The organism is Sphingopyxis sp. sgz302558 (genome assembly GCF_057220455.1).
Map to the genome: position 1 here is coordinate 494791 of NZ_JBXPUZ010000001.1, position 22153 is coordinate 516943.

General features: G+C 64.3%; 21 protein-coding genes. 15 read left to right on the forward strand and 6 right to left on the reverse strand.

The features are described from left to right. Genes rho through AC2TC0_RS02450 form a run of 3 tightly spaced genes read left to right on the forward strand, consistent with a single transcriptional unit; the run spans window position 1 to window position 2436 of the window. Window positions 1–1257, forward strand: a complete 1257-nt coding sequence (gene rho / locus AC2TC0_RS02440; RefSeq protein ID WP_484715897.1) for a transcription termination factor Rho — start codon at window positions 1–3, stop codon at window positions 1255–1257. 16 nt (window positions 1258–1273) lie between these two features. After that, window positions 1274–1999, forward strand: coding sequence for a TerC family protein (locus AC2TC0_RS02445; protein WP_484715898.1), 726 nt, complete (start codon window positions 1274–1276; stop codon window positions 1997–1999). Window positions 2000–2034: 35 nt separating this feature from the next. Next, entirely contained in the window at window positions 2035–2436 is a 402-nt protein-coding gene (locus tag AC2TC0_RS02450) for a DUF1489 family protein (RefSeq protein WP_484715899.1), read from the forward strand. Between the two features lie 7 nt (window positions 2437–2443). Here AC2TC0_RS02450 and AC2TC0_RS02455 read toward each other — a convergent pair whose 3' ends face one another. Further along, entirely contained in the window at window positions 2444–2803 is a 360-nt protein-coding gene (locus tag AC2TC0_RS02455; RefSeq protein ID WP_484716462.1) for a nuclear transport factor 2 family protein, read from the reverse strand. 41 nt (window positions 2804–2844) lie between these two features. Then, window positions 2845–3534 (reverse strand): dienelactone hydrolase family protein, encoded by a 690-nt coding sequence (locus AC2TC0_RS02460; RefSeq protein WP_484715900.1) that lies wholly within the window; start codon window positions 3532–3534, stop codon window positions 2845–2847. Between the two features lie 104 nt (window positions 3535–3638). Between AC2TC0_RS02460 and AC2TC0_RS02465 the strand changes: the two genes are divergently transcribed. The 12 genes from AC2TC0_RS02465 (at window position 3639) to AC2TC0_RS02520 (ending at window position 18043) form a co-directional block, all read left to right on the forward strand. Then, window positions 3639–3926 (forward strand): DUF6489 family protein, encoded by a 288-nt coding sequence (locus AC2TC0_RS02465; protein ID WP_484715901.1) that lies wholly within the window; start codon window positions 3639–3641, stop codon window positions 3924–3926. Between the two features lie 11 nt (window positions 3927–3937). After that, window positions 3938–5239 carry a tRNA uridine-5-carboxymethylaminomethyl(34) synthesis GTPase MnmE gene (gene mnmE, locus AC2TC0_RS02470; RefSeq protein ID WP_484716463.1) on the forward strand — a complete coding sequence of 434 codons (1302 nt, stop codon included), beginning with the start codon at window positions 3938–3940 and terminating at the stop codon, window positions 5237–5239. Between the two features lie 77 nt (window positions 5240–5316). Next, window positions 5317–7176, forward strand: a complete 1860-nt coding sequence (gene mnmG, locus AC2TC0_RS02475; RefSeq protein ID WP_484715902.1) for a tRNA uridine-5-carboxymethylaminomethyl(34) synthesis enzyme MnmG — start codon at window positions 5317–5319, stop codon at window positions 7174–7176. Further along, entirely contained in the window at window positions 7173–7820 is a 648-nt protein-coding gene (locus AC2TC0_RS02480; RefSeq protein ID WP_484715903.1) for a 16S rRNA (guanine(527)-N(7))-methyltransferase RsmG, read from the forward strand. Before mnmG ends, AC2TC0_RS02480 begins: the two co-directional genes overlap by 4 nt. Beyond that, on the forward strand, window positions 7817–8599 hold the full coding sequence (locus AC2TC0_RS02485; RefSeq protein WP_484715904.1) for a ParA family protein: 783 nt from the start codon (window positions 7817–7819) through the stop codon (window positions 8597–8599). The genes AC2TC0_RS02480 and AC2TC0_RS02485 overlap by 4 nt, the downstream gene beginning before the upstream one ends. After that, window positions 8600–9550 (forward strand): ParB/RepB/Spo0J family partition protein, encoded by a 951-nt coding sequence (locus AC2TC0_RS02490; RefSeq protein ID WP_484715905.1) that lies wholly within the window; start codon window positions 8600–8602, stop codon window positions 9548–9550. A 262-nt stretch (window positions 9551–9812) separates the two neighbouring features. Next, complete coding sequence (locus AC2TC0_RS02495; RefSeq protein ID WP_484715906.1) at window positions 9813–10322, forward strand: DUF4402 domain-containing protein; 510 nt, start codon at window positions 9813–9815, stop codon at window positions 10320–10322. Window positions 10323–10531: 209 nt separating this feature from the next. Further along, on the forward strand, window positions 10532–11353 hold the full coding sequence (locus tag AC2TC0_RS02500; protein ID WP_484715907.1) for a fimbrial biogenesis chaperone: 822 nt from the start codon (window positions 10532–10534) through the stop codon (window positions 11351–11353). Between the two features lie 33 nt (window positions 11354–11386). Next, the gene (locus AC2TC0_RS02505; protein ID WP_484715908.1) at window positions 11387–14203 is read left to right on the forward strand and encodes an MSCRAMM family protein; all 2817 of its coding nucleotides are present in this window, start codon (window positions 11387–11389) and stop codon (window positions 14201–14203) included. 52 nt (window positions 14204–14255) lie between these two features. Continuing rightward, entirely contained in the window at window positions 14256–15806 is a 1551-nt protein-coding gene (locus AC2TC0_RS02510) for an NAD(P)/FAD-dependent oxidoreductase (protein ID WP_484715909.1), read from the forward strand. Between the two features lie 13 nt (window positions 15807–15819). Further along, window positions 15820–16230, forward strand: coding sequence for a GtrA family protein (locus AC2TC0_RS02515; protein WP_484716464.1), 411 nt, complete (start codon window positions 15820–15822; stop codon window positions 16228–16230). Between the two features lie 22 nt (window positions 16231–16252). Further along, a complete protein-coding gene (locus tag AC2TC0_RS02520) occupies window positions 16253–18043 on the forward strand; it encodes a hypothetical protein (protein ID WP_484715910.1) in 1791 nt (596 codons plus the stop codon). Here AC2TC0_RS02520 and msrB read toward each other — a convergent pair. The 4 genes from msrB to AC2TC0_RS02540 all read right to left on the reverse strand — a co-directional run bounded on the left by msrB (window position 18030) and on the right by AC2TC0_RS02540 (window position 22090). Continuing rightward, a complete protein-coding gene (gene msrB / locus AC2TC0_RS02525) occupies window positions 18030–18512 on the reverse strand; it encodes a peptide-methionine (R)-S-oxide reductase MsrB (protein ID WP_484715911.1) in 483 nt (160 codons plus the stop codon). The genes AC2TC0_RS02520 and msrB overlap by 14 nt on opposite strands. A gap of 41 nt (window positions 18513–18553) precedes the next feature. After that, window positions 18554–19810 carry a cytochrome P450 gene (locus AC2TC0_RS02530; RefSeq protein WP_484715912.1) on the reverse strand — a complete coding sequence of 419 codons (1257 nt, stop codon included), beginning with the start codon at window positions 19808–19810 and terminating at the stop codon, window positions 18554–18556. Between the two features lie 73 nt (window positions 19811–19883). Beyond that, window positions 19884–21128 (reverse strand): ABC transporter permease, encoded by a 1245-nt coding sequence (locus AC2TC0_RS02535; protein WP_484715913.1) that lies wholly within the window; start codon window positions 21126–21128, stop codon window positions 19884–19886. Next, window positions 21125–22090 (reverse strand): ABC transporter ATP-binding protein, encoded by a 966-nt coding sequence (locus AC2TC0_RS02540; protein ID WP_484715914.1) that lies wholly within the window; start codon window positions 22088–22090, stop codon window positions 21125–21127. Before AC2TC0_RS02540 ends, AC2TC0_RS02535 begins: the two co-directional genes overlap by 4 nt. Between the last annotated feature and the right edge of the window lie 63 nt (window positions 22091–22153).

Sequence of the window (22153 nt, forward strand, 5' to 3'; positions counted from 1 at the left end):
ATGCATCTGAAAGACCTTAAGAAAAAATCCCCCGCACAGCTGGTCGAAATGGCCGAGGAATTGGGGGTCGAAGGCGCATCGACACTGCGCAAACAGGATTTGATGTTCTCGATCCTGAAAGAACTTGCCGAAGAGGGCGAGGAAATCATCGGGTCGGGCACTATCGAGGTGCTGCCCGATAGTTTTGGTTTTCTGCGCTCATCCGAAGCCAATTACCTTGCCGGTCCTGACGATATCTATGTCTCGCCCAACCAGGTACGCAAATATGGCCTGCGTACCGGTGACACAGTTGAGGGCGAGATTCGCGCGCCGCGCGATGGCGAGCGCTATTTCGCCCTGACGAAGCTGGTTAGCGTCAATTTCGACGACCCCGAAGCGGTACGCCACCGCGTCAATTTCGACAATTTGACGCCGCTGTACCCGGATCAAAAGCTGCGGCTCGACACGCTCGATCCGACCGAGAAAGACAAATCGGCGCGCGTCATCGATCTGGTCAGCCCGCAAGGCAAGGGCCAGCGCGCGCTGATCGTCGCGCCGCCGCGCACGGGTAAGACGGTGCTGCTGCAAAATATCGCCAAGGCGATTACCGACAACCACCCAGAGGTTTATCTGATCGTCCTGCTGGTCGACGAACGGCCCGAGGAAGTCACCGACATGCAGCGCAGCGTGAAGGGCGAGGTGGTGTCCTCGACCTTCGATGAGCCTGCCACCCGTCACGTCCAGGTCGCCGAAATGGTGATCGAGAAGGCCAAACGCCTCGTCGAGCATAAGAAGGATGTGGTTATCTTGCTCGATTCGATCACGCGTCTTGGCCGCGCGTACAACACAGTCGTGCCCTCGTCGGGCAAGGTGCTGACCGGCGGTGTCGACGCCAATGCGCTGCAGCGCCCCAAACGCTTTTTTGGCGCCGCGCGCAACATTGAAGAGGGTGGGTCGCTCTCTATCATCGCCACCGCGCTGATCGATACCGGCAGCCGCATGGACGAAGTGATTTTCGAAGAGTTCAAGGGCACCGGCAACAGCGAAATCGTGCTCGACCGCAAGGTTGCCGACAAGCGCATCTTCCCGGCGCTCGACGTCGGTAAATCGGGTACGCGCAAGGAAGAGCTGCTGCTCGACAAGGACAAGCTGTCGAAAATGTGGGTGCTGCGCCGCATCCTGATGCAGATGGGCACTGTCGATGCGATGGAGTTCCTGCTCGACAAGATCAAGAACAGCAAGACGAACGAAGATTTCTTCGATTCGATGAACCAGTAAGCCGGGGACGTTTTCCATGTTTGAATTTCTGATGGCCGCCACCGGCGCGGCAGAGGGTTTTGGCGGTCCCGCAGGGATGTGGGATGCGATTGTCAAAGACTTCTCCAACATCACCGAGCCGTCGGCCTTTGCGGCCTTCCTTCAGGTGCTGGCGATCGACCTGGTGCTGGCAGGCGACAATGCGATTGTCGTCGGCGCGCTCGCCGCGGGGTTGCCCGCTGAGCAGCGCAAGAAGGTCATCCTGATTGGGATTATCGCCGCGCTGGTGCTGCGCATCGCCTTTGCGCTGGTGGTGACGCAGCTGATGGCGATTGTTGGCCTGATCTTCATCGGCGGCCTGCTGCTGGTCTGGGTGTCGTGGAAAATGTGGCGCGACCTGCGCGATCATGGCGGCGAATCGCCTGGGTCCGCCGAGATTGCTGGCGACGAGCATAGCGGTTTGAAACCAGCCAAGAGCTTTGCGGGCGCCGCCTGGGCCGTTGCTGTCGCCGACGTGTCGATGAGCCTCGACAATGTGCTCGCGGTGGCGGGTGCGGCGCGCGAGCATCCGGGGATTTTGATCGTCGGACTGGTCTTCGCCGTCGCGCTGATGGGCGTCGCGGCGAATATCATCGCCAAATATATCGAGCGTTATAAGTGGATTGCCTACATCGGCCTGGCCGTGATCGTCTATGTCGCGGTCAAGATGATTTACGATGGGTGGGTCGACCCACGTGTAGGCGTGGGGACATTGTTCGGGTGACGGGAACGATGACGGACGGTGGGGATTAAGCCGTTATGGCCGATCTCCACCTCACCCGCGTTGCTTTTGGTTGCACCGATGTGCCGATGTTGCAGGCGCGGCTGGTTGAGCGTGCCAGTGACGGCGAAGTGTTTTTCACGACGCGCAACCGTCCGCGCCGGGCAGGTGAAGTGATCGGCGGCTATCTGCATTTCATCATCAGGCATACGCTGGTGGCGCGGCTAGCGATCCTGCGGTTTGACGCGGCAGCGGATGGGCGCACCAACATCGTCTGCGCCGACCGGCTTGAGCTGGTCGTGCCAACCCCGCGCCGCGCGCATCAGGGGTGGCGTTATCTCGATGCGAAGGACGCCCCGCCGCTGCTCGATTCAGCATCTGGTGTCGGCGATCTGCCGCCCGCGCTTGCGCGCGAACTCAGCCATCTGGCGCTGATTTAGCGCCGCGCTAGCTGTTTTGCGCGGCCAGCTGCGCGGCCATCATTTCCCACAGCTTGTTCATCGCCTTCATCGGGCGGACCATGACCTTGAAATCAGCAATTTTGCCGTCAGCATTCCAACGGATCATGTCGATACCGTTGACGTGGATGCCATCGACGGTGCGGGTGAATTCGAGGACGGCTTCGTCGCCGTCCACGATCTGGCGCACATAGGCGAAGTCGCCGCCGCCGAGCACATGCGCCGCGGCGTGGAGATAGGCGAAGACCTTGTCCGCGCCCGCTTGCGGGGTGTGCACCACCGGCGAGTGGAAGACAGCGTCATCGGCGAGCATGGCGCGTAGCGCAGCGGGGTCCTCGCCCCCGGCCATATAGGCGTGCCAGGCGGCGAGCCCTGCGGTTGCTGCCCCGCTCAACGCAAATGCTCTTCGAAAAAGGCCTCGGTGCGATTGTCGGCGAGGCGCGCACCTGCCTCGTTACGGCGGTTGCCGGTCTCGGCGGCAAAGCCATGATCGAGGCCAGCATAATCGTGCAGCGTCACGCGCAGATGCGGGTCGAGCGCATCGTGGATCGCGGCTTGCGCGGCAGGGCCGACAAAATGGTCGGCGGTGGGGATATGCAGCATCAGCGGCTTCGCAATCGCGTGCGCTTCGTTGAGCATCGTGTCGATCATCACGCCATAATAGCCGACCGAGGCGTCGATGTCGGTGCGCGCGGCGGCCATATAGGCGAGCCGCCCGCCAAGGCAGAAGCCGACGAGGCCGACCTTGGCCGCGCCTTGCCCGCGCGCCCAGCGGATCGTCGCCTCGATATCCTTGACGCCGTCATCGGCATTATACTGGCCGAAATAGCCCAACGCTTCCTGAAATTCGGCCTCGACATCGGGGTTGAGCTCGACGCCGGGGGCGAAACGCCAGAAAATGTCGGGCGCGATGGCGAGATAACCTTTGGCGGCCCATTGGTCGCATTTGCTGCGGATACCGGCGTTGACGCCGAAGATTTCCGGGATGACGATGATGGCGCGCGTCGTTGGCGCCGCGGGGCGCGCGACATAAGCGGGGATTTGGCCTTCATCGTCGAGCGCGTCTATCTTGACTATCATTGCGCATATCGTCCCTTGGCTTGCCAAAATGGCTTGATGGCGCGAAGCTAGCAGGAGCAAGCCGCGCCGCTCAAGGGGGAAGGCGCAGCTTCTGGAGAGAACCGATGAAAATCAACGTCGAAGTCGATTGCACGCCCGAGGAAGCCCGCCGCCTGTTCGGGCTGCCCGACCTGACCCCGCTGCACGCCATTTACCTGAGCCGCGTCGAGAAGCTGATGGAGAAGGGAATCACCCCTGACCTGGTCGAGAGCATGGTCAAAAACTGGGTGCCGATGGGCGAGGCGGGGATGGGGCTGGTGCAAAGCTTGCTCGGCCAGTTTGGCGGCGGCATCCTGGGCGGGGCGAAGAAGGCCGAAAGTGACGTCAAACCGTCAAGCAGTCGCAAGCGCTGACGGAGTTAACTATTTCAGAAGAGACGATTTTTGCACTGTCGAGCGGCGCGCCGCCGGCGGGCGTTGCGGTGGTCCGGGTGAGCGGACCGGCGGCGGGCGCGGCGCTGGCCACGCTGGCGGGGAAGCTGCCGCCGCCGCGCCGCGCGGTGCTGCGCAGCCTTAGGGAACCGGACAGCGCCGCGCTGCTGGACCGGGCTCTGGTGCTGTGGCTGCCCGGACCCGGCAGCGCGACGGGCGAGGATATGGCGGAATTGCACCTGCACGGCGGACGCGCGGTGGTGGCGGCGGTGCTGGGTGCGCTGGGGCAGATCGATGGCCTGCGCGCTGCCGCGCCAGGCGAGTTTACCCGCCGTGCGATGGACCTTGGCCGGCTTGATCTGGCCGAAGCCGAAGGGCTGGCCGATTTGGTCGCCGCCGAAACCGAAAGCCAACGGCGGCAGGCGATTTATGCCGCGAGCGGCCATGTGTCGGCGCAAATTGCGGCGTGGCAGGCACAGCTGCTCGCGCTGAGCGCGCAGGTCGAGGCGGCGCTCGATTTCGCCGATGAAGGCGATGTCGCGGCCGAAGCGGCGGCGCTGGCGCAAGTCGCGCAGGCAAGCCGCGCGCTCCACGCCGAACTGGCGACCTGGCTCGCGCGCCCCGCCGCCGAACGCATCCGTGATGGGCTGGCGGTGGTGATTGCTGGTCCGCCGAACGCAGGAAAATCCACGTTAATCAATGCATTGGCGCAAAGAGAGGCGGCAATTGTGTCGCCACTTGCGGGCACCACGCGCGATATTGTCGAGGTGCCGCTGGCGCTCGATGGCATAGCGATGCGCTTTGCCGACACCGCCGGGCTGCGCAATGCGACGCGCGACAGCATCGAAGCCATCGGAATCGACCGTGCGGCGGCGGCGGTAGCGGCGGCAGACATTTTGCTGTGGCTCGGCGCAGCGCAAGACTGTCCCAATCATCCGCATGCCATCACGCTGTCGCCGCAGAGCGACCGCCACCCGGTCGATCGCGCCGCCGACCTTGCCATTTCGGCGCAAAGCGGGGCCGGGATGGCTGAACTGCATGGCGCGATCGTCGCGATGGCGCGCGGCCTGATCCCGGCGGAAGGCGAAGCGGCGCTCCATGCCCGCCAACGCGCGGCGCTGCGCGAGGCAGCGGACTGGTTAAATCTGCACAGCGATTCGTCCGAGGCGACGGATGCCGTCTTGCTGGGTGAACGGTTGCGACTGGCACGCGCCGCGCTCGACCGCATCACCGGTCGCGCGGGGGTGGAAGATATGCTCGATGCGCTGTTCGGGCGATTCTGCATCGGCAAGTAGCGCTGTTCCACGTGAAACAGCGCTCCTGCGTGGGAGGTGGATTCGCACGCGCCTTTGCGCTATGCGCCGCGCCACTCATGGACAGTAAGCACGCATTTGATGTCATCGTCGTCGGCGGTGGGCATGCCGGGACCGAGGCTGCGGCGGCTGCGGCGCGGCTCGGCGCGTGCGTGGCGCTGGTCAGCTTCGATCCGGCGCTGATCGGCACGATGTCGTGCAATCCGGCGATTGGCGGGCTGGGCAAGGGGCATCTGGTGCGCGAGGTCGACGCGCTGGGTGGCTGGATGGCGCGCGCGGCCGATGCAGCCGCAATCCATTACCGTATGCTCAATGCGTCCAAGGGCGCGGCGGTGCGTGGACCCCGCATCCAGGCCGACCGCAATCTTTATCGTTCGGCCATCCAACAGCTATTGGCCGCGGAGCAGCGGATCCGTGTGGTTGCGGGTGAAGCGGCGGCGCTGTGCCTGAAAGAAGGTGACAGCCAGATTGCCGGACTGAAGCTGGCTGATGGCACCGTTTTGCACGCTCCGGCGGTGGTCCTGGCCACCGGTACTTTTCTGGGCGGGACAATGTTCCGCGGCGAAGAGCGGATGGTCGGCGGGCGCATTGGTGAGGATGGCGCGCACTTGCTGGCAGCGCAGCTGCGCGGCGCTGAGTTGCCGATGGCGCGGCTTAAGACCGGCACCCCGCCGCGGCTCGACGGACGGACGATTGACTGGGCGGCGCTGGAGGAGCAGCCGTCGGACGAGGAGGGCTGGACTTTTTCCACGTGGAACAATTGCCGGACGGTGCCGCAGATTTTCTGTGCGATCACCCGCACCAACGCGCGCAGTCACGCGATTATTGCCGAAAATCTCCATCGCTCGCCGTTGTTCTCCGGGGCAATTGGCGCGGTCGGTCCGCGCTATTGTCCGTCGATCGAGGACAAGATTCACCGCTTCGCCGACCGCGACGGGCATCAGGTGTTTCTGGAGCCCGAAGGGCTGGACAGCACTCTGGTCTATCCCAATGGCATTTCCACGTCGCTGCCCGCCGATGTCCAGCTGGCGATGTTGCGGACGATGGATGGGCTGGAGCGCGTGGCCATGGTCGTGCCGGGCTATGCCGTCGAATATGACCATATCGATCCCCGCGCGCTCGACCGCACGCTGCAATTGCGCGCGATTGCGGGGCTTTATTGCGCCGGGCAGATCAACGGCACGACCGGATATGAGGAGGCCGCCGCGCAGGGGCTGGTGGCCGGCGCCAATGCCGCGCTGGCCGCACTGGGGCGCGACCCCTTTATCCTCGACCGCAGCGAAAGCTATATCGGCGTGATGGTCGATGATCTGGTGTTGCAAGGGGTGACCGAGCCCTATCGCATGCTCACCGCGCGTGCCGAATATCGCTTGCGCTTGCGCGCCGACAACGCCGCGACGCGGCTGACGCCTCGCGGCATAGCGATCGGGCTGGTCAGTGCAGAGATTGCGGAACGCTTTGCCAAGCGGCAAGAGCATCGGGCAAGCGTAGAAGCCCTGTTGGCTGCCCCGGCGACGCGCGATGACCATGCGGCGATCGGCGCGCCCTGGCCCGCCGATGGGCTGGCGCGGGCGCGCGGAGACTTGGTGGGGAGCGGGGCGAAGGTGGCCGATCTGGTCGCGATCATCCCTGAATTGGCAGAGATTCCGGCGGATATCGTTGCCGAAGTGGCCGAGGATGGGCGCTATGCCCCCTATGTCGCGCGGCACGACGCCGAGCTGCGCGCGTTGGCGGCGAACGAGGCCATTTTGCTCGATCCGGCGCTCGATTATCGCGCCATCGGTGGACTTTCGAACGAAATGGTCGAGCGGCTGAGCCGGGCGCGCCCCGAAACATTGGGGCAGGCAGGCCGCATCGCTGGCGTTACCCCCGCGGCGTTGACAGCCATTCTGGTGCACAGTCGGCGGTCGGCGGCGTGATCGCCAGCGAGGCCGACGCGCGTAGCTGGATCGAAGCGGCGCTGCAGCCCAGCCCGGCGCAATGGCAACAGCTCGAGCGCTACGCGGCCATGCTGGTCGCGGCCAACGCCGGGCAAAATCTGCTCGCCGCCTCGACCATCCCCGCGCTGTGGGTACGGCACATCGCCGATAGCGCGCAATTGCTGGTGCACGACCGGCGCGACGGGGACGGGCTGTGGCTCGATCTGGGGAGCGGACCCGGGCTGCCCGGGCTGGTCGCGGCGATCTTGACTGAGCGCCCGGTGTGGCTGGTCGAGTCCCGCGCTCTGCGTTGTCGCTTTTTGGGAGAGGTGATTGATTCGCTCGATCTGGGGAAACGCGTGACGGTGCAGCCACAGCGGCTGGAGCGGGTTGCGACTACCGCTGCCGCGACGATCAGCGCGCGCGCCTTTGCGCCGCTGCCGCGCCTGATCGACTTATCAGCCCGCTTTTCCACAGCCACGACGCGCTGGTTGCTGCCGAAGGGACAAAATGCCGCAAAGGAACTGGCGCTGCTGACTCCGGCGTGGCACAAGCTGTTTCACGTGGAACACAGCCTGACCGACGCCGCCAGCGGCATCATCATCGGCACCGGCACCGTGCAGGAACGGCGGAAAAACAGATGATTCGCATTGCGATAGCCAATCAGAAGGGCGGGGTGGGCAAGACCACCACCGCAATCAACCTTGCCACCGCGCTCGCCGCATCAGGCTGGCGCACGCTGATTATCGACCTGGATCCGCAGGGCAATGCCTCGACCGGGTTGGGGATCCGGCAGGCGCAGCGCCATGCCTCGTCCTATGAATTGCTGCGCGGCGATGTGACGCTGGGCGAAGCGATTGTGCCGACGGCGATTCCGCGGCTCGCCATCGTTCCGGCGACGGTCGACCTGTCGGGTGCCGAAATCGAGCTGGTCGAGTTTCAGGACAGGTTGCACCGGCTGCGCGCGGCGCTGGCGGCAGCAGAGGCGGCGCAGTGGGACATTTGCCTGATTGATTGCCCGCCCTCGCTGGGGATGCTGACGCTTAACGCGATGATTGCCGCCGAAATGCTGGTGGTGCCGATGCAGTGCGAATTTTTCGCGCTCGAAGGACTGGGACAGTTGCTCACCACCGTGGAGCGGATTCGCGGACGCTTTAATCCCGGCTTGTCGATTCTGGGCGTCGCGTTGACCATGTTCGACCGGCGCAACCGGCTGACCGATCAGGTGGCCGACGATGTCCGCGCCTGTCTGGGTCCGATCGTCTTTTCGACGGTGATCCCGCGCAATGTGCGGCTGTCGGAGGCGCCGAGCCACGGGCTGCCCGCGCTCATCTATGACCATCGCTGCCCGGGATCCGAGGCCTATATCGCGCTCGCCCGCGAGGTCATCGGGCGTTTGCCGGACCTGCGAAAGGCGGCTTAAATGTCTGAAAAGTATAATGAAAAATCCGACGTAGAGGCACCGCGCAAGCGCCCGACCGGCCTGGGGCGCGGGCTGAACGCGCTGCTCGGCGATGCGCTGGGCGAAGTGCGCGTCGACCCGGCGGGGATGGCCCCTGCTGGCGCGGTTGCCAGCGAAGAGCGCGGTGTCGCGCGTATCGCGGTTGCCGCCATCCACCCGCTGCCCGGTCAGCCGCGCCGCCATTTTGCCGAAGCCGCGATTGCCGAGCTCGCCGATTCGATCCGGCTGCGAGGGTTGCTCCAGCCGGTGATCGTCCGCCCCGCGCCTGACGGCAATGGCTATCAGCTCGTCGCAGGTGAACGGCGCTGGCGCGCGGCACAACGGGTCGGCCTGCACGATATTCCGGCGCTGGTGCGGCGGCTCGACGATGGCGCAACCTATGAAATCGCGCTGGTCGAAAATATCCAGCGGCAGGACCTGAATGCCATTGAAGAGGCGCTGGCCTATCGCCGCCTGATCGCCGATTTCGGCCATGGGCAGGAGGCGTTGGCCAAACTGGTCGGCAAATCGCGCAGCCATGTCGCCAATCTGCTGCGCTTGCTCGATCTGCCCGACGAGGTGCAGCAGCTGGTGGTTGAAGGCGCCTTGTCGATGGGGCATGCGCGCGCGCTGATCGGCCATCATGATGCGGTTGGGCTGGCGCAGCAGGCGGTGCGCGAGGGTCTGTCGGTGCGTGCGGTCGAGGCACTGGCGCGGCGGATCGAGACCAAGAGCATGAAGGGCGGAGCCAAAGTGCTGCCGCGCGCGCACGACGCCGACATCGCCGCGGTCGAGCGCCACCTGGCCGAGCTGCTCGGCGTGGCGGTGGCGATCCAATATAAGGGCGCGGGGGCCGGTGCGCTGACGCTGCGCTTTGCCACGCTCGACCAGCTCGACATGATCTGCCAGCGGCTGAGCGGCGAATCAATCTGATCGGGCGCGGGCGGGCGCCGGTCCGAATCGGTGCAAAATCGGGTCCGGTGCAGGATCTGGCAAGCGACACAACGGTCGCGCCGCCATCGGTCCCTTTGGCTTACCATATGAAATAGAACATCTTTGTGCGGAAGCGCGGTGCCGCTGGTAAGCCAATGTTAACTACACTCGCTTGCAAAAATGGAACCACTTCGGGGGTAAAGGGGCCTTCGAATGGGGTGGGATTTCCATTCGCCAACTTTTTCGCAAGGGACCAAATCCGATGGGCAAAATGAATTTCAAGCGCGCCATGATCGGCGCAGCGGTGGCAGCGGCGGCTCTGACCGTCGGCACCGCGCAGGCTGCGACCGCGACGGGTGATGCCCGCGCTCGCATTCTGCGTCAGCTGACGCTGACCAACACCAGCGACCTGCAGTTCGCGACGATCATCAGCGGCGCGACGGCTTCGACGGTTGCGGTTTCGACTGCTGGCGTGGCGACCTGCGGTCCGACGCTGGTCTGCACCGGCACGACGACTGCTGCCAACTTCGACATCCAGGGCACCAACGGCGCCGTGGTGCTGGTTGGCGGTGACGCTGCGGTAACGCTGAACGGCTCGCTGGGCGGCACGATGAGTGCAACCCTGGTTTACTCGGCGAACTCGGTCACGCTGACCGCGGGGCCGGGCACCGTCGGTGGCAGCTTCCAGGTTGGCGGCACGCTGAGCGTGGGCGCGAACCAGACGTCGGGCGACTATGTCGGCACCTTCAACGTCACCGCCGACTATCAGTAAGTCCTTGTGCTGACCGGTCTTTCGGCCGGTTCGTACAAAACCGAACAGCAACGGGGAGTCATCGGCGGGCGCCGGTGGCTCCCCTTGTTTTTGGGTTAACCGACTTACCCGGAAATATGCTTAGCAAAATATCAACCATAAGGCGGCAATCCGTCCGGCTATGCGCGGGGGCGGACAATGGCCCCCGGCGTCCTTGCCGGAGAATGATAATGGACCGCCGCCTGTTTGCCCCGATGATTGCCGCACTGGCGTTGCTGCTGCCCAGTGCGCCCAGCCATGCCGCGGGCGATCTGCTGGTTGCCCCGACGCGCGTGGTGCTCGACGGGTCGCGCGGCACCGAAGTGGTGCTCAACAATATCGGCAGCGCGCCCGCCACCTATCGCATCAGCCTGGAGGTGAAGCGCATGACGGGCGAGGGCGGGCTGCTGGAAATAGAGGAAACAGACGCCAATGCCGCCGAGCGCGCGGCGCTCGATATGATCAGCTTTTCGCCGCGCCGCGTCACCTTGCCGCCGAACCAGCCGCAGGTGATCCGCGTGGGCGTGCGGCTGCCCGAAGGGATCGCACCGGGCGAATATCGCGCGCACATGTTGTTCCGCGCCATTCCCGACACCGTTGCCGCGACGGCACCCTCCAGCGGCGCAGCGGGCGGGGTCAATATCGCGCTGACCCCGATTTACGGCATCACCATTCCGATCATCGTCCGCGTCGGCGAGCTGTCGGCCACCGCCCAGATCGGCAAGGCGTGGATCGGCGATGAAGATGGCCAGCCGCACTTCACCTTTGATCTGGCGCGCAGCGGCAACCGCTCGGTCTATGGCGATATTGAAGTGACGCGTCCGGGGGTGAAGGATCCGCTGTTCCTGGCGCGTGGCATCGCCGTCTATCCCGAAGTCACCGACCGCCGCGTCGCCATTCCCGTGCCCCCCGAAGTCGCCGCGGCGCTGAAAGGTCCGGTGCGCATCCGCTACACCGAAGACCGCGAACTGGGCGGCGGCACCATCGCCGAAGCCAATCTGACGGTGGAATAGGGACGGGCCCGATACCGGCTAGGCCGCGCGCCCATGGCTGAACCTAATCTCTTCAACTGGAGCCGTTTTACCGGCTTTGCGGCGATCGCGCTGATCGGCATGCGGCCGGTCGGCGCGGCGGCGGTTGAGGCGGCGCCAAAGCCGGCACCGCCAGGGCATGACGACTGGCAGGCCAATCAGGACGACCAGTGGCTGTTCGACCTGCGCTCGGGCCAATACCGGCTAGGCGAAGGCGTGCGCGGCTATCAGACGCCCGAAGGGATGTGCGTCGATCTGGCCGACATGGTCATCGGGCTCGATCTTGCCGTGCGCATCGACAAAAAGTTGCGCCGCGCAACGGGCTGGCTGTTCGACGAACGCCGCACGCTGACCATCGACCGCGATGCCGGGACCGTCCGCATCGGCAGCCGTAGCATGACGCTGGGCGCGACAACGATCCGCGACACCCCTGAAGGCTGGTGCGTGCAGCTGAACAGCCTGTCCGCATGGCTGGAAGTGCCGCTGCTGGTCGATCAATCCAACGCGGTGCTGCGCATCGACACCAAGGAAAAACTGCCCTTTCAGCTCGCCGCCGAGCGTCGCGCGCGGGCTGCGGGGATCCGTCCGGCGCAAAGCTTTGACCTTGCCAAGCTGCCGGCGGCAACGCGCCCGTATAAAATGTGGCAATTGCCATCGGTCGATGTTGCCGCAAGCCTGGCGTGGGTGAACGATCAGCGCGGCGGCAATAATCTGGCGGCGCGCTACGAGATTTTCGGGTCGGGCGAGCTGCTGCGCCACAGCTTTGATGCGCGACTATCGTCGGATGAAAACGGTCTGCCCGAAAGCCTGCGGTTACGCGCCTATCGGTCCGATCCGACCGGGCAGCTGCTCGGCCCGATGCACGCGACCCATTATGCGCTGGGCGATGTGGCGCTGCTCGCCACGGGGCTGGTGTCGCAAAGTAGCGTCGGGCGCGGCGCGGTCGTCACCAACCGGCCGATCGAGCGCCCCGAAAGCTTTGACCGCACCGATTTCCGCGGCGACCTGCCCGCTGGCTGGGACGCCGAGCTCTATCGCAACGGCCAATTGCTGGCCTTTGCCACGCCCAACGCGGCGGGGCGCTATGAATTTCTCGACGTCCAGCTGCTCTATGGCAGCAACCGGTTCGAAATTGTCCTTTATGGGCCGCAGGGGCAGGTCCGGCGCGAAATCAAACAACTGCAGGTCGGGATGGATTCCATCCCGCCACGCCAGACGTGGTACTGGGCGGGGATTGCCGAGGAGGACACTGACCTTATCAACCTTGCCAACGAGCGCGGCCCGTTCCGCCGCGGCTGGCGCGGGACATTCGGGATCGAGCGCGGCATCGATACGCGCACCTCGCTCGCCGCCTATGGCCACAGCCTGCTGATTGAAAATGTCCGGCGCCATTATGGCGAAGTCGCGGTGCGCCGGGCGCTGGGGCCGACCTTGCTCGAGCTGGCGGGAGCCTTGTCTTCGCGCGGGGGCAGCGCGCTGCGCGCCAACTGGCTGGCGGCGTTTGGCGATACCTATGTTCGTGCCGAGGCGCAGCGCGGCTTTGGCGGCTTTGTGTCCGACCGCCTGATCAAGGGCATTAGCGGCAGTTATTCGATTGGCCTCGATCAGTCGGTGCGGCTGGGGCAAACCATTTTGCCGCTGCACTTCGACCTGCGTCACGTCACCCGCGCCTCCGGCGTCAACAGCGTCGAGGCCACCGCGCGCGCGTCGGTCGGCTTTCGCCGCATCAACCTTACTGGCCAGATCGACTGGTCGCGCAGCAATTCGCCCTTCGGACCCGATCCGCCCGATCAGGTTACCGCGCGTCTGCTCGCCAATGCCAGTATCGGGCGCCTCCGCTTGCGCGGCGAGGCGCAATTCGCGTTGTCAGGGCAGCAGTCCGACACGCGCTTTGGCATGATTGGCGAATGGGCGGCGGGCAAGAACGCCGAATGGCGCGCCGAGCTGGGCTATGATGGCGGGCTCGATCGGGCGCGCGCCGGGCTGGGCTATACCCGGCGCTTCAAGGCCTTTGAGGTAACCGCCGGCGGTGAAGTGGCCAGCGACGGGTCGCTGGCGGCTTCGCTGGCGGTTGCCTTCAGCCTGGGGCCAAAGCCCGGCGGCGGCGTGCGCGCGTCAAGCAAGCGTCTCGCCACCGGCGGTCAGGTCGAGGCACTGGTGTGGCAGGACCGCAACGCCGACGGCGTCCGCCAGGACGACGAACCCGTCATGCCGGGGGTCGAGTTAACCGCCGGTAGCAGCTTTGTCGACGCCGCCACCGACAAGGGCGGGCGTGCGATGATCGACGGCCTCGAACCCTTCCGTGCCGTATTGATCGGCATCGATGCCGCCAGCCTGCCCGATCCTTATGTCCAGCCCGCCCTGCCCGGCAAAGTCGTGACCCCGCGACCCGGCGTGGCAGCGCTGGTGGCGCTGCCGCTGGTGGCGGCGGGCGATGTCGATGGCAAGCTGGTGCGGTCGAGCGGCACCGCGCTGGAGGGCGTGGCGTTGGAGCTCGTCGATGCCGAGGGCAATGTCCGCGCGACCACGCTCAGCGAATTTGACGGCTATTTCCTGTTCGAAGGCGTCGCCTATGGCCGCTACACCGTGCGCATCGCCCCTGCCTCGGCGCAGGCGGTGCAGGTTGATCCCGGATTTTCGGTCGCGGCGACGCCCGGCCCCAGCCAGCCACGTGCGCGGCTCGGCACACTGACATTACAGAGCCGCGCCCCGCCACTGGCGGAGGCGGCAGAGACAGCGGTTGATCCCCCGCCGACCGCCGACACGAGTGCGCGCGGACCGCCGCAGATGTCCCCCGCTGCGACAACTGCTGCGGCGTTAACCTTTAATTAGCCACGATGGTTGACAGAGGGTGCTGCAGCGGTGCGCCGCGCGCGCAAAACAGATGACGGACCAACCAAACCAAGGGGTTATCAACGTGACCAAATCGGCTACCAGCGCGGATGTGGCGATCATCGGGGCGGGACCGGCGGGGCTGACCGCCGCTTATCTGCTGACCAAAGCAGGCAAAAGCGTAACCGTGATTGAAAAGGATGCCGTTTATGTCGGCGGCATCAGCCGCACCGTCGAGCACGAAGGCTTTCGCTTTGATATCGGCGGCCACCGCTTTTTCTCGAAAAGCCAGGAGGTCGTCGACCTGTGGAACGAGATCCTGCCCGATGATTTTATTCAGCGGCCGCGGATGAGCCGTATCTATTATGAAGGCAAATTTTACAGCTATCCGCTGCGCGCGTTTGAAGCGCTGTTCAACCTTGGCATTGTCCGTTCGACGCTGTGCATGGCGAGCTATGTCAAGGCCAAGGCGTTTCCGAACAAGAATGTCCGCAGCTTTGAAGACTGGACCGTCAACCAGTTTGGCTGGAAACTTTATTCCATCTTTTTCAAAACCTATACCGAAAAGGTGTGGGGCATGCCGTGCGACACCATGTCGGCCGACTGGGCGGCGCAGCGCATCAAGGGGCTGAGCCTGGGTGCGGCGGTACTGGACGGCCTGAAGCGCAGCCTCGGCCTCAACAAAAAACCCAACGACGGGATGGAGACCAAAACCCTGCTCGAAACCTTCCGCTATCCGCGGCAGGGACCGGGGATGATGTGGGACGCGGCGCGCGACAAGGTCGTCGCGGGCGGCAACCAGGTTTTGATGGGCCATAGCTTCAAGCAGTTGGCGCAGGACCAGACCACGGGGCGCTGGCGGCTGACGGCCAGCGGGGCCGATGGCGATGTCGTTATCGATGCCGAACATGTCATCAGTTCGGCGCCGATGCGCGAACTGGCGGCGCGGATCCATCCGCTGCCCGATTGCGCCTTTACGGCTGCGCCGCAGCTGAAGTACCGCGATTTTCTGACCGTCGCGCTGATGATCAAATCGCCCGACCTGTTCCCCGACAACTGGATCTATATCCACGACAGCAAGGTGAAGGTCGGCCGCGTTCAGAATTTCCGCAGCTGGTCGCCCGAAATGGTGCCCGATCCCGAGATTGCCTGCGTCGGCCTCGAATATTTCTGTTTCGAGGGTGACGGGCTGTGGGCGTCGAGTGACGAAGCCCTGATTGACCTTGCCAAGCGCGAAATGGCCATCCTCGGGCTGTGCAATCCCGACCATGTCGTCGGCGGTGCGGTGGTCCGGCAGGAAAAGGCCTATCCGGTCTATGACGATGATTATGCCGCCAATGTCGAAACGATGCGCGCCGAACTGGAAGAAAAATATCCGACGCTGCACCTGGTCGGCCGCAACGGCATGCACCGCTATAACAACCAGGATCATGCGATGATGACCGCGATGCTGACCGCGCGCAATATCGAGGCAGGTGCGCGCGTCTATGACATCTGGGGCGTCAACGAGGACGCCGAATATCATGAAAGCGGGACCGAGGGCGAACAGGCCGCGCTGGCATCGGTACGCGAAGTGCCGAGCCGGATTGCCAAGGCCGCTTGAGCGGGATGCGGCAATGCTCTCCTCGCTGCTTCATCAACTTTGGACGCTGAACTTTTTCCGATATGTTGGCGCCAGCGTGGTCGCGCTGGCCGCCGACGTCGGCTTGTTTTTGCTGCTGCTGAGTGCCGGTTTGCTGGCCCCTGCGGCGTCGGCGATCGGCTTTTGCCTGGGTATAGCGGTTCATTGGCTGATGTCATCGCGGGTTGTTTTTGTCACGACAACGGCCCGTGGCGGAGCGGAGCGTTGGCGCCAAAAATTCCTGTTTCTGTTGTCCGCCGGGGTCGGCCTGACATTAACGGTTGCGATTGTCAGCTATGGCGCAGTGGTGGGCATGGACCCCCGCGCAGCCAAAGGAATCGCGATCATCATCAGCTTTACCACCACTTATCTTCTTCGCCGCCTTTTCGTCTTTGCCGTGCGGTGATGCCGAAAGCCCATTTGCCATGATGTCATCGCGTTCGAACCCTGCGCGCCGTAACCGTGCCGACTGGCCGCTGCTCGCTATTCTCTGGCTGCTGGTCGCATTGATGATGCTGTATGCCTATCGCGAAAGTATCGCCGACTTCACGCTGACCGATCCCGATGACTCGCTGCGCCTGGTTCAGGTGCGCGACCTGCTGGCTGGCCAGGCGTGGTATGACCATTCGCAATATCGGATTAACCCCGCCGAAGGTGGCGGAGATTTGCACTGGTCGCGCTTTATCGATGCGCAGATTGCCGCCACAATCATTGCATTTCAGACATTTATGCCCGCCGCCGAGGCCGAGCGCTGGGCGCTGGTTACTTATCCGTTGTTGCTGATCGGGTTGTTGCTGATCGTGTTCCGCCGGGTGCTTGGGCATCTTGGCGATACAGCCTTTGTCCGGGTCGGCATGCTGCTCGCGGCGACGACCTTTTCCTTCCTCCATTATTTCGTGCCGATGCGCATCGACCATCACAACTGGCAGCTGTTGCTATCGCTGATGTTGCTGTGGCTGGCGTTGGGTCCGGGCACGGTCGCACGCGGGCTGGTGGCGGCGCTGGTGGTCAGCCTGCATGTCGAAATTTCGCTCGAAGGCCTGCCCTATCTGGTCATGTTTGGCGGTTTGTTTGCCTATGACTGGCTGCGCGACCCGGCGCAGGCACCGCGGCTTAGGGGCTTTGCGCTGGGACTGGTCTTCATTCCCTCCTTGTGGGTGGCGGCGATGCGCGGCTGGAACGCAGCAACCGGCATCTATTGCGACGCTTTCTCGCGGCCTTATTTGCTGGGCGCGGCCGTTACCGGCGCGCTGCTCCTGGGCCTGATGCGCATCCTGCCCGTGCGCGCTTCGATCCATCATCGCATTGGCGCGCTGGCGCTGGCGGGCGGGGTTGGGGCGCTGCTTTTCGCGGCATCGGCACCGGCCTGTTTGGCCGGACCATTTGGCAATCTCAGCCCGCTGGTGCGCGAATTCTGGTATGAAGGGATCAGCGAAGGCCATCCCATCTGGACGCAGACATTGTCGTCGGCGCTCAGCTTTGGTTTGCTCTCGCTGTTTGGCTTGATCGGCATTGCGTGGCAGGTTTGGCGGGGCGGACAGGCGGCCTATCGTGACGATTGGCACCGTTTGCTGCTGGTGTCGCTGGCCAGCTCCGTGCTTTCGGTGCTGGTGTTGCGTGCTACCTCGACCACCCATGCCTATGTCCTTGCCGGCTATGTACCCGCCGTCATTGCAATTTTCCGGTGGGGACGATCGCATGCGTCGGCGCTGGTACGCATCCCAGCTACAGCAGCGTGCGTGCTAGCCACGCCGATCGCTTTATCAGCAGCCATCGTGTGGGTGATGTCGATGGTCACAGCGGACAAATCAACGGACGAACTTGCCCGCTGCATTAAGCGCGATCAGCTGACGCGGCTGAACAAACTACCAGAAGGCACGATTTTTGCGTCGCTGGACATGTCTTCGGGGTTGCTGGAAGCCACGCATCACAGCGTCGTCGCCACCGGCCACCACCGCAATCACCGCGCCATCCACCATGTCATCGCGGGTTTCATGGCCGAACCGGCGGCGGCCGAAGCCATGATCAGGAAAAGCGGCGCGACATATGTCGCTGTTTGTCCGCTTATCCCCGAGCTGCAGAATTTTGCACGCAATGCGCCTAAGGGACTTGCCAGCGCGCTGATCGACAACAAGGTTCCCGGCTGGCTTGCGCCTGAACCCGCCTTTACCAAAACGCGGCTGCGCATTTATCGTGTGCTGCCGGCTAAGCCCGAATAAAGACCAGCGCCGCACCATTCATGCAGTAACGTTTGCCGGTCGGTTTGGGGCCGTCGTCAAAGACATGCCCCAAATGCCCGCCGCAGCGTTTGCAATGCACCTCGGTGCGCGGATAGCCGATGTCATAATCGGTCATGGTGCCGACGGCACCCGCCAGCGGCGCATAAAAGCTGGGCCAACCAGTGCCACTGTCAAATTTGGTGCCGCTGTCGAACAGCGGCAGTCTGCAGCCCGCACAGGCGAATGTGCCCTTGCGCTTTTCCCGGTCGAGCGGGTGGCTGAAGGGGCGTTCGGTCCCCGCCTGGCGCAGCACATAATATTGCTGCGGCGTCAGCCGTTTTTTCCATTCGGCATCGGTCAGTTGCCAGCCCTTCTGCCCCTTGGGGCGCGGGGCAGCGAGCAGTTTCGGGGCGATGAGCGCGGTCGATCCGGCGAGCATCGCGGCGGAGAAGAATGTGCGTCGGTTCATGCTGCTATATACGGAGCAGGGCGGACTTTGGTTTCACCCGCTCAATATCGCTCCAGCTCGACCATCATCTTTTTATAGCCGTGGACGAAGCTGGCGGGGACGCGCGTCGGTTCTTCAAGCACATTCACGCGCAAACGACGCTTTTGCATTTCGGAAATCAGCGCGGTCAGCTGCAGCTCGGCGACGCGCGCGCCGACGCAGCGGTGGATACCATAGCCAAAGGCCAAATGGCGGCGGGCGTTGGCGCGGTCGACGATGATGCGATCGCCATCGGGAAACACGCTTTCGTCGCGGTTGGCCGAGGCATACCACAGCACCACATTGTCGCCCTTGCGGATCAGCTGGCTCTCGACCTCGGCATCCTCGGTCGCGGTCCGGCGCATGTGCGCCAGCGGGGTTTGCCAGCGGATAATTTCGTGCATCGCATTGACGGCCAACTCGGGGTCGTGGTTGGCCTCGAGCTTGGCGCGCTCTTCGGGGAATTGCGACAGGCCATAGGCATAGGCCGACATGCTGTTGCGCGTCGTATCATTGCCGCCAACGATCAGGAGGATGAGGTTCCCCATAAATTCCTGCTCGCTCATTTCCTTCATCGCGTCGGACTGGAGCATGATCGAGATAAGGTCGTGCTGGCCGGGGTTGGCGGCCTTGCGGTCCCACAATTGTTTGAACGCCGCGCCCATTTCAAAGGCGGTGGCGAGCCGCGCCTGGCGCTGCTCGAGCGTGTCACCATTTTCGATGTCGCCCAGCTCGTCCGACCAATAGGTCAGCTTGTGCCGCTCTTCCCACGGAAAATCGAACAATATGGCCAGCATCTGCGTGGTCAGCTCGATCGACAATTTCTCAACCCAATCGAACGGCTGGCCAACCGGCAGGCTGTCGATCACCTTGCTGGTGCGCGCGATGGTGTCGGCGCGCAGCCGTTCGGTTTCGCTGGGGCCAAAAGCGGGCGCGACGGTGCGGCGCTGCGCCGTGTGCTGCGGCGGGTCCATGGCGATGAACATCGGCATGGGGATCGCGCCTTCGGGCAGGTCCTGGACGCGCTGCCCCGCCACGACGATGCCGCCATATTCCCATGAGGAAGAGAAAATCTTGGGCAGCGCCTCGATATGCTGGATCGGTTTGTAGGTCGTGATGGACCAATAGGGGCCGAATTTGGATTCGGGACAATAATTGATCGGCGCCTCCGCACGCATGCGGCGAAACGGTTCCTGCCAGCGATCCTCGGCCCAGATTTCGGCGCGGGACACATCATTGGGGTGCGGAATTTCGGGCGCCAAGCGAATCTGGGTGGCCATGATCGGGAGTTCCTTGCGCAATTTTCCGTCGGTGCGGAAATTCGGTTGCAGAATGCCACTATTTACAGCGATGTCAACGCCGCGCCCGCCGCCGCAGCGACCAGTTGCGCCCGCTGAGTACACCCGAGCGGAACAAGCGCGCCGCAAGCCACACCACAATCGTCAACCACAAGAGCTGCCAGCCCAAGGCGGCAAAATGGATGGTCCGGTCGGGGTCGGTCGCGGCCCGCGCCGCCATGGCGAAGGGCGAGGAGAAGGGAAAGGCCTCGGCCACGCGGGCGAGCGGGCTGCCCGGCGTGCTCGACGCCGCCGAAGCAAGGCCGAACATGCCAACCTGGAAAATGGTGATGGGCAGCGACAGCATCTGGATTTCGCGCACGGTGGCGGCTTGCGACCCGACGCCGAGGAAAATCGCGCCAAGCAGCAGGAAGGCGAGCACGAAATAGGCAAAGCCGATGGCAATGAAAAAGCCCCAGCCAGTGGCGGGTGCGGCGGCGAGCAACGTTGCGGCGGCGCTGGCGTTGGCGGCGGCGGGGGCCGCCATGGTGCCCGCCGCGACCAGCGCGGCGACCGCGCCGAGCCCGACCCAGAAGCTGATGAACAAGAGCGCGACGCCCAGAAAGCCGATCAGCTTGCCGATGAACACCGCCTCCAGCGGCGCGGCGGCGGCCAGGATTTCGATCACCTTGTTGCTCTTTTCCTCGGCCAGGCTGCTGACCGTCTGCCCGGCGAGGAGCAGCGTCAGGAAAAACAGCACGAACACCGCGCCAAAGCCCAAGGTCTGGCGCAGCGCATTGCTGGGCCCACTGGTGCCGAGCTGGGCAAAGGTGGCGATGCTGCGCGGTGCGTTGGCCCCCAGATCGCGTGCCGTGAGCGCCTGCTCCGCGAGCAGCGCGAGGTAGCGCCCGGACAGCGCGCCGCGTTCGCGCTCCCAGATTTCCGGGTTGCCCAGCGGCCCTGCCATCACCGCCAGCGTATCGCTCCCGCTTTCCGCAAATACGGCGCGGATAGCGGCGGCATCGGGGGTTTGATCGACGCTGCGCACCTCAAGCATGGGCGCGGCAAAGCGTCCCGTGGCACTGCGTAGCCGCGCATCGGTGTCGCGCAGCACGGCAACATGGTCCTCGGCCGCGAGCACGACAATGCGTCCCGTCGCGCGGTTGGCATCGGCAAGGCCCGCCGCGCCCGCCCCGCCGACCAACCCCATCGCCAGCATGAACAGCGGCGCCAGCAGGAAGAGCAGAAAGGTCGGCGTCGCGACAATCGACAGGAAATCGCGCCGTGCGATCACGAACATGGTGCGCAGAAAGGCGTTCATGCTGCTTCCTCCGCCGAATCATCGCTATTGTTGGCTTCGGCGTCGACATAGTCGGGCTCGCACTGGCGCACGATATGGACAAAAGCATCGTGCAGCGCCGGCCGCGCAATGGCGAGGCCCGCCACGCCCAGCCCGCTGCCAGTCAGGCGCACGAGCAAAGGTTCGACCGCGTCGGCGGCAATCGCAAAGCGCCATTGGTCGTGGACCGGCTGCGCGTCTGCGGGCAGCATCGCCGCAACGGCGGCCGGATCGGCGCCATCGCGCGGGGTATAGCGCACCTGCATGGGGAGCAGGGCGCGCGCATCATCGACGGTGCCTTCGAAGCGGCGCTCGGAGCGCGCGATGATGGCGAGCCGGTCGCACAAGCGCTCGGCGTGCGCCATGACGTGGGTGGAGAACAGCACCGTCGCGCCGCGCGCGCGTTCACGGTGGACGAGCGCTTCGAGGCGTTCCTGATTCACCGGGTCGAGCCCCGAAAAAGGTTCGTCGAGGACGATCAGTTCGGGCTGGTGGACGATGGCACCGATCAACTGGACCATCTGCGCCATGCCCTTGGACAGTTTGCGGATTTTGGCGTCGATGACGCGCGCGAGGCCCAGCTCCTCCATCATCGCGCCGCCGCGCCGCCGCCCTTCGGTCCAGTCAAGCCCGCGCAACGCACCCATGAAGGCGATCGCCTCGGTGGTTTTCATCCCCGGATAGAGTCCGCGTTCCTCGGGCAGATAGCCGATGCGTGCGCGCACGCTGGCGGGGCGCGGGTTGCCGAACAGCCGACGCGTCCCGCCATCGGGGTCGATGATGCCCAAAAGCATGCGCAGCGTGGTTGTCTTGCCCGCGCCGTTGGGGCCGAGCACACCGTAAATGCTGCCCTGCGCGACAGCCAGGCTGACGCCGTTCACCGCGACATGATCGCCATAGATTTTGATGAGGCTGTCAGCCTCGACCACGATATCCTGCGGCATGATTTTCCGTTGCAAAGAAAAACGACCAATAATGGGCCGTATCGCCTAAAGGGCAGGAATGAC

Bases quoted from the DNA above. Each gene is read 5' to 3' on its own strand.
- AC2TC0_RS02515 (WP_484716464.1), top strand. From the start codon at position 15,820: ATGCTCTCCTCGCTGCTTCATCAACTTTGGACGCTGAACTTTTTCCGA.
- AC2TC0_RS02465 (WP_484715901.1), top strand. From the start codon at position 3,639: ATGAAAATCAACGTCGAAGTCGATTGCACGCCCGAGGAAGCCCGCCGC.
- msrB (WP_484715911.1), bottom strand. From the start codon at position 18,512: ATGAACCGACGCACATTCTTCTCCGCCGCGATGCTCGCCGGATCGACC.
- mnmG (WP_484715902.1), top strand. From the start codon at position 5,317: ATGGACAGTAAGCACGCATTTGATGTCATCGTCGTCGGCGGTGGGCAT.
- AC2TC0_RS02490 (WP_484715905.1), top strand. From the start codon at position 8,600: ATGTCTGAAAAGTATAATGAAAAATCCGACGTAGAGGCACCGCGCAAG.
- AC2TC0_RS02505 (WP_484715908.1), top strand. From the start codon at position 11,387: ATGGCTGAACCTAATCTCTTCAACTGGAGCCGTTTTACCGGCTTTGCG.
- rho (WP_484715897.1), top strand. From the start codon at position 1: ATGCATCTGAAAGACCTTAAGAAAAAATCCCCCGCACAGCTGGTCGAA.
- AC2TC0_RS02460 (WP_484715900.1), bottom strand. From the start codon at position 3,534: ATGATAGTCAAGATAGACGCGCTCGACGATGAAGGCCAAATCCCCGCT.
- AC2TC0_RS02495 (WP_484715906.1), top strand. From the start codon at position 9,813: ATGGGCAAAATGAATTTCAAGCGCGCCATGATCGGCGCAGCGGTGGCA.
- AC2TC0_RS02445 (WP_484715898.1), top strand. From the start codon at position 1,274: ATGTTTGAATTTCTGATGGCCGCCACCGGCGCGGCAGAGGGTTTTGGC.
- AC2TC0_RS02520 (WP_484715910.1), top strand. From the start codon at position 16,253: ATGTCATCGCGTTCGAACCCTGCGCGCCGTAACCGTGCCGACTGGCCG.
- AC2TC0_RS02500 (WP_484715907.1), top strand. From the start codon at position 10,532: ATGGACCGCCGCCTGTTTGCCCCGATGATTGCCGCACTGGCGTTGCTG.
- AC2TC0_RS02530 (WP_484715912.1), bottom strand. From the start codon at position 19,810: ATGGCCACCCAGATTCGCTTGGCGCCCGAAATTCCGCACCCCAATGAT.
- AC2TC0_RS02450 (WP_484715899.1), top strand. From the start codon at position 2,035: ATGGCCGATCTCCACCTCACCCGCGTTGCTTTTGGTTGCACCGATGTG.
- AC2TC0_RS02540 (WP_484715914.1), bottom strand. From the start codon at position 22,090: ATGCCGCAGGATATCGTGGTCGAGGCTGACAGCCTCATCAAAATCTAT.
- AC2TC0_RS02455 (WP_484716462.1), bottom strand. From the start codon at position 2,803: ATGGCCGGGGGCGAGGACCCCGCTGCGCTACGCGCCATGCTCGCCGAT.
- AC2TC0_RS02535 (WP_484715913.1), bottom strand. From the start codon at position 21,128: ATGAACGCCTTTCTGCGCACCATGTTCGTGATCGCACGGCGCGATTTC.
- AC2TC0_RS02485 (WP_484715904.1), top strand. From the start codon at position 7,817: ATGATTCGCATTGCGATAGCCAATCAGAAGGGCGGGGTGGGCAAGACC.
- AC2TC0_RS02510 (WP_484715909.1), top strand. From the start codon at position 14,256: ATGACGGACCAACCAAACCAAGGGGTTATCAACGTGACCAAATCGGCT.